Source organism: Vibrio chagasii (assembly GCF_024347355.1).
Lineage (GTDB): Bacteria > Pseudomonadota > Gammaproteobacteria > Enterobacterales > Vibrionaceae > Vibrio > Vibrio chagasii.
In genome coordinates, this window is the sequence record NZ_AP025466.1 from 1,184,723 (window position 1) to 1,197,150 (window position 12,428).

14 protein-coding genes are annotated in these 12,428 nt (G+C 47.4%); 12 read left to right on the plus strand and 2 right to left on the minus strand.

Going from position 1 to position 12,428, the window contains the following annotated elements; genetic code table 11:
- The first annotated feature begins 33 nt into the window (after positions 1-33).
- The 5 genes from OCV52_RS21005 to OCV52_RS21025 are packed head-to-tail and all read left to right on the plus strand — an operon-like array spanning position 34 to position 4,252.
- Positions 34-897, plus strand: a complete 864-nt coding sequence (locus OCV52_RS21005; protein WP_137407962.1) for an alkaline phosphatase family protein — start codon at positions 34-36, stop codon at positions 895-897.
- Entirely contained in the window at positions 894-1,787 is an 894-nt protein-coding gene (locus tag OCV52_RS21010) for an ABC transporter permease (RefSeq protein ID WP_137407963.1), read from the plus strand. Before OCV52_RS21005 ends, OCV52_RS21010 begins: the two co-directional genes overlap by 4 nt.
- On the plus strand, positions 1,787-2,572 hold the full coding sequence (locus tag OCV52_RS21015) for an ABC transporter permease (RefSeq protein ID WP_137407964.1): 786 nt from the start codon (positions 1,787-1,789) through the stop codon (positions 2,570-2,572). The genes OCV52_RS21010 and OCV52_RS21015 overlap by 1 nt, the downstream gene beginning before the upstream one ends.
- A complete protein-coding gene (locus OCV52_RS21020) occupies positions 2,572-3,591 on the plus strand; it encodes an ABC transporter ATP-binding protein (RefSeq protein WP_004736940.1) in 1,020 nt (339 codons plus the stop codon). Before OCV52_RS21015 ends, OCV52_RS21020 begins: the two co-directional genes overlap by 1 nt.
- 1 nt (position 3,592) lies before the next feature.
- On the plus strand, positions 3,593-4,252 hold the full coding sequence (locus tag OCV52_RS21025; RefSeq protein WP_137407965.1) for an HAD family hydrolase: 660 nt from the start codon (positions 3,593-3,595) through the stop codon (positions 4,250-4,252).
- Between the two features lie 94 nt (positions 4,253-4,346).
- On the opposite strand, the gene OCV52_RS21030 is transcribed toward OCV52_RS21025, so the two are convergent.
- Positions 4,347-4,529 carry a hypothetical protein gene (locus OCV52_RS21030; protein ID WP_137407966.1) on the minus strand — a complete coding sequence of 61 codons (183 nt, stop codon included), beginning with the start codon at positions 4,527-4,529 and terminating at the stop codon, positions 4,347-4,349.
- 103 nt (positions 4,530-4,632) lie between these two features.
- Here OCV52_RS21030 and hppD point away from each other — a divergent pair, with 103 nt between their 5' ends.
- From hppD to maiA, 4 genes are read left to right on the plus strand one after another with little or no spacing between them, the layout of a single operon-like run.
- A complete protein-coding gene (gene hppD / locus OCV52_RS21035; protein ID WP_004736942.1) occupies positions 4,633-5,706 on the plus strand; it encodes a 4-hydroxyphenylpyruvate dioxygenase in 1,074 nt (357 codons plus the stop codon).
- Positions 5,699-6,829 (plus strand): homogentisate 1,2-dioxygenase, encoded by a 1,131-nt coding sequence (locus OCV52_RS21040; protein WP_004736943.1) that lies wholly within the window; start codon positions 5,699-5,701, stop codon positions 6,827-6,829. Before hppD ends, OCV52_RS21040 begins: the two co-directional genes overlap by 8 nt.
- Before the next feature lie 12 nt (positions 6,830-6,841).
- Positions 6,842-7,879: a fumarylacetoacetate hydrolase family protein gene (locus OCV52_RS21045; protein WP_137407967.1), complete on the plus strand. Its 1,038-nt coding sequence runs from the start codon at positions 6,842-6,844 to the stop codon at positions 7,877-7,879.
- Between the two features lie 22 nt (positions 7,880-7,901).
- Positions 7,902-8,585, plus strand: a complete 684-nt coding sequence (maiA, locus tag OCV52_RS21050) for a maleylacetoacetate isomerase (protein ID WP_137407968.1) — start codon at positions 7,902-7,904, stop codon at positions 8,583-8,585.
- Between the two features lie 80 nt (positions 8,586-8,665).
- On the opposite strand, the gene OCV52_RS21055 is transcribed toward maiA, so the two are convergent.
- Entirely contained in the window at positions 8,666-10,651 is a 1,986-nt protein-coding gene (locus OCV52_RS21055; RefSeq protein WP_137407969.1) for an acetoacetate--CoA ligase, read from the minus strand.
- Positions 10,652-10,851: 200 nt separating this feature from the next.
- On the opposite strand from OCV52_RS21055, the gene phhA reads away from it, so the two are divergent.
- From phhA to OCV52_RS21070, 3 genes are all read left to right on the plus strand, one after another.
- A complete protein-coding gene (gene phhA / locus OCV52_RS21060; RefSeq protein WP_137407970.1) occupies positions 10,852-11,646 on the plus strand; it encodes a phenylalanine 4-monooxygenase in 795 nt (264 codons plus the stop codon).
- On the plus strand, positions 11,636-11,974 hold the full coding sequence (locus OCV52_RS21065) for a 4a-hydroxytetrahydrobiopterin dehydratase (RefSeq protein WP_137407971.1): 339 nt from the start codon (positions 11,636-11,638) through the stop codon (positions 11,972-11,974). Before phhA ends, OCV52_RS21065 begins: the two co-directional genes overlap by 11 nt.
- A gap of 217 nt (positions 11,975-12,191) precedes the next feature.
- The gene (locus tag OCV52_RS21070) at positions 12,192-12,401 is read left to right on the plus strand and encodes a DUF3283 family protein (protein ID WP_004736949.1); all 210 of its coding nucleotides are present in this window, start codon (positions 12,192-12,194) and stop codon (positions 12,399-12,401) included.
- The last annotated feature ends 27 nt before the right edge of the window (positions 12,402-12,428 follow it).

A 12,428-nucleotide genomic window follows, 5' to 3' on the forward strand; every position in this document is an offset into this window, starting at 1 on the left:
TCCATATTCAAAACAAGCAACAGAGAATAGACCATGAGCAATAAGGTTATCCTTGTTGTTCTAGATGGACTGAATTATCAGGTAGCCCGTGATTGCATGGGCTACCTGAACGGTCTTCTAGAACTGAGCGATCTTCAGGAAAAACAAGGCGACTCGCTAAATGTGAGCACGCCAAAACACAAGCTTCGCGCCACACTTTACCCAATGCAGTGTGAGCTGCCGTCCATGTCACGTCCACTGTATGAATGCATCTTAACCGGAGTTCGCCCCGTTGAGAGTGGCATCGTTAACAACCAAATTGTGCGTTTATCGAATCACGAATCGATTTTTAGCTTGGCCAAGTCACAGGGCAAAGTAACAGCTGCCGCGGCGTATCACTGGGTGAGTGAGCTGTATAACCGAGCGCCATTTGATGCGGTGCGTGATCGCTTTACCAACGACGAAACCATGAACATTCAACATGGCTGTTTCTACCACTGGGACCACTACCCAGATGAAGCCTTGTTCTTGGATGCTGAGCATTTGCGTGTCACCCATCAGCCGGACTTCTTGCTGATTCACCCAATGAACATTGACGACATGGGCCACAAGCACGGGTTGGACTCTCGCCAATATCGCAATAGTGCACGTGGCGCGGATATTTACCTATCGAACTACCTTGAGAAATGGGTTGACGATGGTTATCAGGTGATCATCACCAGTGACCACGGCATGAATAATGACTTATCACACGGTGGCATTCTGCCTGAAGAACGTGAAGTGCCATTCTTTGTGATTGGCGATAAGTTCACACACCAAGCCTGTTCAGTGAAACAGACTGATATTTGCGGCAGTGTGTGTCAGCTACTCAACCTTGAACACGATAAATCTTACACTCAGGAATTGTTGGCCCTATGAGCAGTTCTGTAATCACGCAGAGCGATGGCTCTGCCCTTAAACCTCAAACCAAATCTTGGTTCAAACGCTTCAAGCCCGCTTTGTGGCTTGCGCCTTTCGCCCTGTTTTTCTATCTGTTCCAGCTAGCACCTATGGTCTGGGTGCTGATCAACAGCTTCTTCTACGACGATGAGCTTTCTCTCGAAAACTACTCTGAAATATTCGATTCTGCCTTCATGATGCAGGCCTTCGGCAACAGTTCATGGTTGTCGATTTGGTCGAGTATTGTCGGCTTGGCGATTGCGACTCTGCTCGTTTCTTCATTGCGCCGCGTTGATTCTAAAATCCGCGATGCGGTGATTGCTTTCACCAATATGAGCAGCAACTTCTCTGGGGTGCCTCTGTCGTTCGCCTTCATCATCATCTTAGGCACCAATGGTGCAATCACCTTATTGCTCAAGCAGTACGGATTGCTGGGTGACTTCGACTTGTACGGCAAGTGGGGCTTGCTGGCGATTTACATCTACTTCCAGATTCCACTGGCGGTGTTGTTGCTGTATCCAGCGTTTGATGCCCTTAGTGACGACTGGCAAGCGGCCTCAGCGTTGCTTGGTGCGAAAACCTGGCAATACTGGACCAAAGTTGCGCTTCCTGTGCTGTCTCCGGCCTTATTTGGCACCTTCATCATCTTGATTGCTAATGCGATTGGCGCGTATGCAAGCGTGTATGCGTTGACCTCGGGTAACTACAACGTGATTACGATTCGTATAGCGAGCTTGGTATCGGGCGATTTGTTCCTAGAACCTAATCTAGCTGCGGCGATCTCCGTGATTCTGATGGCGATGCTGGCCTTCATCACAGTGATTAACCAATGGCTGATCAGCAAAAGCTACGCAGGGAAGAGAAAGTAATGAATACTGTAAATACTCACTTTCATAAAACGGTTGTCTATTCGATCGTTGGTATCATGATGATCCCGATCTTAGCGACCTTCATCTACTCGATCTCTTCACGTTGGGGCGCCACGATCTTGCCTGATGGCTTTACTTTGGATTGGTACATCAACCTGCTGACGGATCCTCGCTTCTTACAAGCCTTTGGCCGTTCACTGTTTATCTGTGTAGCGGCGTTGTCACTGAGTGTGGTGTTGATTCTGCCTGCGATTTTCGTGGTGTTTTACTATTTCCCGAAACTCGACAAGGTCATGAATATCATGATCTTATTACCGTTCGCGGTGCCATCAGTGGTGTCGTCGGTGGGTTTGCTTCAGCTGTATGCCGATAGCGAAATCTCACTGATAGGCACACCATGGATTCTGATTGGTACTTACTTCACCATCGCGCTGCCATTTATGTATCGCGCGATTGCCAACAGCTTTGAAGCGATCAATCTGCACGACTTGATGGACGCGGCTCACCTGCTCGGCGCAAGCACCACCAAGGCATTCTTGCTGATTATTCTGCCAAACCTTAAGAAAGGCTTAATGGCATCGCTGTTCTTGTCGTTCTCGTTCCTACTTGGCGAGTTCGTGTTTGCCAACATCTTGGTTGGTACACGTTACGAGACACTGCAAATCTACCTATACAACATGCGTCAAACCAGCGGTCACTTCACGTCAGCCCTTGTGATGACGTACTTCCTGTTTATTTTCTTACTGACTTGGTTGGCAAGTCGTTTCAGCCAAGGAACCAAATAATGAGCTATGTAAATGCGATAAACCTCACCAAGCGTTTTGGTGACAACACAGTATTTGAAGACATTGAATTTTCCATCGAGAAGGGGGAATTCATCACGTTACTTGGCCCAAGTGGCTGTGGTAAATCAACGCTGCTACGTAGCTTAGCAGGCCTAAATCCGGTCGATGGTGGCGAGATTTGGGTGAATGGTGAAGAGATCACTCACCAAGTGCCGCAAGAGCGTGGCATTGGCATGGTGTTTCAATCTTATGCGCTGTTCCCGAACATGACGGTTGAGGGCAACATTGCGTTTGGCCTTAAAATGAAAAAGCTTGCTGCTGACGAGATCAAGCGCGAAGTGGCGAAAGTGATTGGGCTAGTGGACTTATCGGGCAAAGAGAAGTTCTACCCGCATCAGTTATCAGGTGGTCAGCGTCAGCGTGTGGCTTTGGCCAGAGCCTTGGTGGTCAAGCCGCGTATTTTATTGCTTGATGAACCACTTTCAGCGCTGGATGCGAAGATCCGTAAACATCTACGCCAACAGATCCGAGATATCCAAAAAGAGATGAATCTGACCACGATCTTCGTGACTCACGATCAAGAAGAAGCGATGATCATGTCTGACCGTATCTTCCTGATGAATAAAGGCGAGATTGTCCAAGCGGGCACACCTGAAGAGATCTACACTCAACCAGCTAATGAGTTTGTGGCAGGGTTCATGGGACACTACAACTTGGTGCAGGCGAACAAGGCTAAGCAGCTGTTCGATATTGAAACCGAGTGGAAAGTGGCGATTCGACCTGAATCTATCTACGTTAAAGAGCAAGGCCGACAATATGGCGAACATATCTCTGCGCCGAAGACCGGCACCATTCGCAACCACCAGCTTTTGGGCAACGTGATTCGCTACCAAGTGGACGTTGATGAGTGTGAATTAACGGTCGACTTACTTAACCGTTCTTCTGAACGACTGTTGGCAAACGGCAGCCAACTTGAACTCCTGTTTAACCTTAACGAAATTCAACCAGTGAGAGCCTAAGATGTTCAAACCTTTGTATGTATTTGATATGGACGAAACGCTGATCAATGCCGATGCAGCGATGCTCTGGAATGAATTCTTGGTTGAAAAGGGCATTGCTACAGCACCGAAATTTATTGAAGAAGACCAACGCTTAATGGGCTTATATTCAGAAGGTAAGCTGAACATGGAAGACTACCTCGAGTTTGCTATGGAGCCACTGGCTGACATGCCGACTGAGCAAGTCAGGGCTTTGGTGGAAGAGTGTGTTGAGCAGTATATTTTACCTAGGCAGTTCAAACAGTCGAAATCATTAATAGAGCAGCTTGAGCGTGACGATATCGACATGTTGATCATCTCAGCGAGCGTCACTTTTTTAGTAAAAGCAGTGGGCCGTAAGATTGGTATCGAGAATGCACTCGGTATCGATTTGGTAGAAAACCAAGGCCGTTTTACTTCTCAAATATTAGGCGTGCCAAGCTACCGAGAAGGTAAAGTCACCCGTTTGAAAGAGTGGTTAGATAATCAAGAAACTAACTATTCAGACATTCACTTTTATACCGATTCAATCAACGACTTACCTTTGTGTGAACACGCTGATTTTGCGTATTTAGTGAACCCATGCCCGCGTTTGAAAGCACTGGCCGATAAACCGAATTGGTCGATTCTGAACTGGGATTAACGCGAGCCCTATATTCTAATTAGCTTCGTTTTAGAACTTATCAAGCCGCTGACTACAGCGGCTTTTTTGCCTCATCAGTCTAATGTTCGACTTATCACCTTAGCTCACAAAAGCTTGAATGTAACAATTCAATAACATCTCTTGCTTGCCTGTAAATCAAACCATCATCTTTCAACCCCTTGATAGCGCTCACTTTCTTGTGAATAGAGCTTGAGTGTAACAAATATTTTACAAATTGACGGGTTTTTAGCGTGATTGTCCATTTCTCTCTATCCATTCCAATCTGTCGGCTTGTGGGCCAAATTTAGTTAAGGACAAAAAACAAACAATCATTTCACAAAAAACGTAACACAAGACCGATAGGTACAAGGAGAAAGTTCATGGTGGAGTCATACAACCCGCTTGGTACGGATGGATTCGAGTTTGTTGAATACACAGCTGTCGACCACAAGGGAATTGAGCAACTTAAAGCGCTGTTTGTGTCACTGGGTTTTGCCGAGATCGCTAAGCACCGTTCAAAAGAGGCTTGGCTTTATCGACAAGGTGACATCAACTTTATCGTCAATGAACAACCACACAGCCAAGCTGAAGCGTTCGCTAAAGTTCACGGCCCATCGGTGTGTGGCATGGCGTTTCGTGTTAACGATGCAACCACGGCAATGACACAGGCGTCTAGCGGTGGTGGGGAAGAGTACAAGACAGAAATCGGGCCAATGGAACTGAGCATTCCTGCCATTTACGGTATCGGTGAAAGTCTGCTTTATTTCGTTGACCGTTACGGCAAGCAGAGCATCTATGATGTTGATTTCCGATTCTATGATGATGCGGAAGAGCGCATGGCAAAAGCTGATGTAGGCCTCTACGAGATTGATCACCTTACGCACAACGTGAAACAAGGCAATATGGACCTGTGGTCTGGTTTTTATGAGCGTATCGGTAACTTCCGCGAGATTCGATACTTTGATATCGAAGGTAAGCTGACAGGCCTTGTGAGCCGAGCAATGACCTCCCCATGTGGTAAAATCCGCATCCCTATCAATGAGTCTTCAGACGACAAATCACAAATTGAAGAGTTCATCCGCGAATACAACGGTGAAGGCATTCAACACATCGCACTTGCGACAGATGACATCTACAAAACAGTGAAAACTCTGCGTGATCGCGGCATGGACTTTATGCCAACGCCAGACACCTACTACGAGAAAGTTGATGAGCGCGTTAAAGGCCACGGAGAAGACACTGATCTGCTGCGTGAGCTTCGTGTTCTGATTGATGGTGCACCGACGAAAGACGGCATCTTGCTGCAAATTTTCACACAGACGGTTATTGGGCCTGTGTTCTTTGAAATCATTCAGCGTAAAGGCAATGAAGGCTTTGGTGAAGGCAACTTCAAGGCGCTGTTTGAATCGATCGAAGAGGACCAGATTCGTCGAGGAGTATTAGACGATGCATAAATGGATCTCGTTTCCTCATCGGGAGGGGGTGTGCTCTAAACAAGCGCATGCTGATTTCCCCGAAGAGGCTATCTATGAGCGAGAGGCGGGCCGAAGTGGTTTCTTCGGCCCTGCCGCTCACTTCCATCACCAACATGCGCCGACAGGTTGGTCTGAGTGGGAGGGCGACTTACGCCCTCGCGCTTTTGATTTTACGCTGGTGGAAAAAGCCAGTCAGATAACCCCTTGGGCTGTGCCTCATCTTTTGCACAACGCGGACTGCAAAATTCGCGTATGGCGCATGGATGAGAAGATGGATTTCTTGGTACGTAACTCCGATGGCGATGAACTACTGTTCATTCACCAAGGCAGGGCTGATTTCTATTGCGACTATGGTCATTTAGAGGTGAGTGAAGGGGATTACGTGATGATCCCGCGTTCGACCAATTGGCGCTTGGAGCCAAGTGAACCAATGTTCATCCTGATGATTGAGAACACCGACGCCGCTTATTCCTTGCCAGAGAAGGGCATGGTCGGCAATCACGCGGTGTTTGATCCGGCGGTTCTTGAAATCCCATCGATTAACGATCAATTCCGCGCTCAGTATTCAGAAGATCAAACTCAAGTGCAGGTGAAACGCCACGAAAAAGTCAGTGTGATCACTTATCCGTTCAATCCTTTAGACGCGGTTGGCTGGCATGGTGATTTGGCCGTGGTGAAAGTGAATTGGCGCGATATCAGACCGCTGATGTCACATCGCTACCACTTGCCACCGTCTGCACATACCACCTTTGTTGGCGCAGGCTTTGTGGTTTGTACCTTTGTGCCACGCCCGATAGAGAGCGACCCTGGTGCGCTGAAAGTGCCGTTCTACCATAACAACGATGATTACGATGAAGTGCTTTTCTATCACGCTGGAGACTTTTTCAGTCGTGACAATATTGAAGCGGGCATGGTGACTTTCCACCCTGCTGGCTTCACTCATGGTCCTCACCCGAAAGCCTTTAAGGCTGGGCAAGCATATAAGAAAAAGTTTACCGACGAAGTGGCTGTGATGATTGATACCCGTCATGCACTGCAGTTTTCTGATGAGCTCGATAGCGTTGAGAACAAAGAATATGTCTACAGTTGGCAAGAGAAGTAAGGGGCAACAAGGATGAAATTAGCAACCAAGAAAAATGGTACTCGCGATGGTCTATTGATGGTCGTGAGTAGAGATCTAAAACAGTGTGTGCCAGCGACGGATATTTTCCACGCGATGCATCTGACGCCGACAATGCAAGTCGCTCTGGATAACTGGGACAGCGTTGCACCTCAGTTAGAGGAGCTATACAACTCGATCAACACTGGTCATGTAACGGGCAGTGAAGTGTTTGCGCCTCATTATTGTGAATCGCCTCTGCCACGCGCTTATCAATGGGCGGATGGCAGCGCGTATGTAAACCACGTTGAGCTGGTGCGTAAGGCTCGTGGCGCTGAAATGCCAGAAAGCTTCTGGGTTGACCCGCTCATGTATCAAGGTGGCTCAGATTCGTTTATTGGCCCACATGACAATATTGAATTTGCCAGTGACGAGTGGGGTATCGATTTTGAGGGCGAAGTCGCGGTGGTTACCGGAGATGTGCCAATGGGTGCAAGTGCCGAGCAAGCGCATGATTCGATTCGTCTGCTGATGCTAGTGAATGATGTGTCGTTGCGTGGTTTGATTCCTGCTGAGCTCGCTAAGGGCTTTGGTTTCTTCCAGTCTAAACCGTCTTCAGCGTTCTCTCCGGTTGCCGTTACGCCTGATGAGTTGAGGGAACATTGGAAAGGGAGCAAGGTGCACCTGCCACTGACTTCAACCTACAACGACACGCCTTTTGGTTGTCCAAATGCAGGTGTGGATATGACCTTCAATTTCGCGGAGCTGATTGTCCATGCTGCGAAAACTCGTCCACTGTCGGCTGGTGCAATCATTGGCTCTGGCACGGTATCGAACAAACAAGGCACTGACCACGGCACCTCGATTGCAGAAGGTGGTGTAGGCTACTCCTGCATTGCTGAAGTACGCATGATAGAGACAATTCGTGATGGTAAGCCGTTGACTCAGTTCATGTCGTTTGGTGACTCGATTAAGCTTGAGATGTTTGATGAGGCTGGTGACTCGATCTTTGGCGCGATTGACCAAAAAGTCAGTCAATATCGACAGCCATAAATAAGCTATCGAGAGGCACGATATGAACAAGAAGATCACGCTCTATGGTTATTGGCGCTCTTCGGCAGCCTATCGAGTGCGTATTGGGTTGAATCTAAAGCAACTTAGCTATGAGTCGAAATCGGTGCATTTAGTGCGTAATGGTGGCGAGCAGCATGATCCACAATATCGTGATCTCAATGCCAGTGAATTGGTGCCAGTGCTGGTGGATGGTGACGTTCAACTCAATCAGTCGCTGACGATTTTACAATACTTGGACGAGAGCTATTTGTGTGAGAGCAGCCCAGATTCCTTGTTGATTCCAGAGCAAACACCACTGCGTTACCAAGCGTTGGCGATGGCTCAGGATATTGCGATGGAAATTCACCCTCTGAACAATCTGCGTGTGCTGCAGTATTTGGAGAGAGAATTGTCGTGTGAACAAGAGGCGAAAATGGATTGGCTTCATCATTGGATGAGCCAGGGGTTCCATGCTTTAGAAGAGAAGTTGGCTAAACACAGAAAAGTGTACGGTGACTCAGTGTATAGCCTCACGGATTCACCTTGTATCGTCGATATTTGCTTAGTGCCGCAAGTTTACAATGCGCTGCGCTTTGATGTGGATATGTCGCCTTATCCGCTGATTAACTCGATTGTTGCAGCGTGTAACCAGTTACCTGCGTTCATTGATGCTATGCCAGAGAATCAGGCGGATGCGAACGTATAGCTCAGATTAAGCCCCAATGGCTGTGAAGAGTAGAAAGCCCTCCACGATGTTCATTCGTGAAGGGCTTTTTTGATTCAAGCTTAAAGCGAAATTACACGCTTGATCTCATCGAGCACATCCGCATTGGCTATCGCGCCGATGTTCTCAACGGGTTTGCCATTTACCACCTGTTTCACTGCCAGCTCTACCAGTTTTCCTGAGCGTGTTTTTGGCACGTCGCTGATAGTAAAAATTTGGCTAGGTACATGCCTAGGTGAACAAGAGGATTTGAGCTTGTGCTTAATGGCGGCCAATAGCGTTTCATTGAGAACCACACCTTGCTGCAGTTGAACGAACAACCAGACCTGCTCATTGCGGTCGACATCTTTACCGACGGCGATGGAATCTATGATGCCCTCAATGGTGTTCACTTGTTGGTAGATCTCAGCAGTACCAATACGCACACCACCAGGGTTGAGCGTAGTGTCACCTCGCCCGTAGAACAGATAGCCGCCATACACGCTCTGCGCGACCTCATCACCGTGATGCCATACATTTTCGAACCTGTCCCAATAAGTGCTGTGATAACGCTCTCCGGTGTCATTCCAGAAGCCTACTGGGAAGTTTGGGAGGGAATTGGTACACACCAGTTCACCACGTTCGTGATCGACTTTATGGCCCGTTGAATTGAATACCTTGATGTCGACGCCAAGCCCTGCCTGTTGGCACTCGCCGCGATACACCGGCGAAATAGGATTACCTAACACGAAGCATCCGCAAATATCTGTACCGCCAGAGATAGACGCTAAATGCAGGTCTTGTTTGATGTGTTTGTAAACGTAATCAAATTGCTCTGGGTAAAGCACAGAACCCGTTGAGCACAGTGTTCTTAAATTAGGCAGAGAGTGACTGTCGATAGGTGAGAGCTCTGCCTTCTCAATCGCTTCTAGATACTTGGCAGATGTACCAAACAGCGACACATCGGCGCGCTGTGCCAAGTCCCACAGTACATTGGGTTGTGGGTAAACAGGGCTGCCATCAAAGATCACTAAACAAGCACCGCTGGCGAGCGCAGAGACGTGCCAGTTCCACATCATCCAACCACATGTGGTGTAGTAGAAAACGCGATCTTTCGGCTTAACATCGCTGTGCAGTTGATGCTCTTTTAGGTGGTTGATGATGGTGCCGCCAACAGAGTGCACTATGCACTTTGGCTTACCTGTGGTTCCAGAAGAGTAGAGCACAAACAGCGGATCATTGAAGCCGATACGCACAAACCGAACAGGCTGTGGCTGGTAATGATTGATGATGTTGTGCCAGCTTTGTAGCGACACGTCGTGCTCAAAATCATTCTTTTTTAAATAGCCGATCTGACACACCTGTTTTAGCTCACTGAGGTGCTCAATGATGGCGCTGTTCTTGTCTGCCATATCAAATGTTTTACCATTGAAGGTGTAACCATCGCAGGTGAATAGCACCTTGGGTTTCACTTGGCCAAACCGCTCAATCACACTCTCAACGCCAAAATCAGGCGAGGTTGACGTCCAAATCGCTCCTAAGCTGGTGGTCGCGAGCATGGCTATCACGGTTTGTGGTAGGTAGGGCGTATACGCAGCAACTACATCACCTTGCTCGATGCCGCTATCAACAAGCCATTGCTGTACGTTGGAGACAGCTTCACACAAGGCTTTCCATGTGTAGCTCTGCTGCTCACCACGTTCATTCTCAAACCAAATCGCGTGCTGGTCAGGCATGGTTTGCGCCAAGCGCAGCAAGTTCTCGGCATAGTTTACTTGCGCATTCGGAAACCAAATCGCATCACGATTCGATTTAGGCTGCTGCCATCGGCTCTCACCTTGCGTTTGAATTTCACTTCCTTGTGAGCCAACCACGCCACAAAACTGCCACACGTTTTTCCAAAACGACTCCGGTTGATCCACCGACCATTGATGTAGCTCGGCGTAGCTTTGTATACCTCTATCTAGATGTAATTCAGACAGATCAAAGTTGTCGATAAATCGGGTTAAGTTGGCACCAGCGATACGCTGCTCACTTGGCTGCCAAACTGGCTTGTTGCTTTCGTACATTCCTTTACCTTTAACAAAAACTTAACGATTTCAGTCTGGTATGAAGGTTTTACAAAGTCAAAAGATCAGTGAAATAAGGCTTTGATATATTTATGTAAATAAAATGTTACATAAAGGGGTGTTTCGAAAAATAGTGTAAATTTGGCGCTTACAATGAGTGGGGATAGGCTTAAAGGGAGACATTCGAAAGGAGGTACGTAATGACTCAATATCATTCTAAGCCCGTGAGCCAAGAGGGATGGGTTGAGTGGAGCCTCGAAGAAGACGCCATTTGGCACGACTTGGTGAAAAGGCAACTGGACGTCATTGATGATCGCGCATGTGAAGCCTATCTTCATGGATTGACGCTGCTTGATCTGCCATTAGACAGAGTTCCTCAACTACCTGAGATAAACAAAGTTCTAAAGGAAACAACAGGTTGGCAAGTACATCCCGTACCTGCGTTGATAGATTTCGACCGTTTCTTTGATTTGCTCGCCAATAAGCGATTCCCTGTAGCCACATTTTTGAGAACGCGAGACGAGTTTGATTACCTACAAGAACCAGATTTCTTTCATGAAATTTTTGGTCACTGTGCCATGCTCACTAATCCTGATTTTGCCGCTTTCACTGAGCAATATGGAAAGCTAGGCCAAGCCGCCACCTCTAAACAGCGAGGTTATCTTGCCCGTTTGTATTGGTTTACGGTTGAGTTCGGATTAGTAAAAGAAGGCGATAAATTGAAAATCTACGGCGGCGGCATTCTCTCTTCTCCAGCAGAAACCCATTATGCGCTGGAAGGGGAGTTGGCCGTTCGTGAGCGTTTTGATTTGCAAACGGTGCTAAGAACCCCTTATCGCATCGACATCATGCAACCGAAATATTATGTGATTAATGACTTAGCTGAGCTATTTCAAATCAGTCAAGAAAACCTGTTACAGCAAGCTGATCTCGCAATTGAAGCGGGGTTACTACCACCACTTTTTGAACCCAAGGAACCGACACATGTTGAATGAATTAAAATGCGAAGCCTGCAGTATTGACGCGATTGCCCTGACTAAAGCTGAACAACAGTCGCTATTGTTGGAGTTGTTTGATTGGCAAATCATCGAAAGAGACGGCATCCCGCAGCTTGAAAAGGTATACAAGTTTAAGAACTACAAACAAGCATGGGCATTCAGCAATAAAGTGTCAGAGTTGGCAGAAGAAGAGTTCCATCATCCTTCTATCCTATTGGAGTGGGGTAAAGTCACCGTCACCTGGTGGAGTCACTCAATCAAAGGCCTGCACAAAAATGACTTCATCTGTGCCTCACGCTGCGATGTGTTCGCGGAGAGTGAGTAGCATTGTAATTTGATTAACCGATTCGGTTCGTGTTGCGGGCCGAATCATTGATACTCTCGTTGTAAAAGGGCTAACTTCTCTTACCCCAACTTGACCTGCATCAGCACTTGCTTGGTTTCTTGTCTCATAAATCCTGTCTGCTACTCATAGTATTGGTTTTATGAGGCTGCTCTATGATATATTTCTCGGCCAAGTGTATTACAGACGAAGGCGACTAATGTCTATCAACCTTTCACTCCTTCCACCCAGCGAGAAAAACAAAATCGAACTGGATAAGCAGGCATCGTTTCTAGTATGGAAATTGAAGCAGGCTAAATGTGGCCCAGAAGCCATTGTTGAAGAAGCAATGAAGCTCGGTGACCCAGATGAAAAGGCGTGGTTTGAACAGTCTGTAGAAAAATACAAACGAGTAATGGGCGTCGCATAACCGCAGACAAACCTTGCTCAGCAAAGC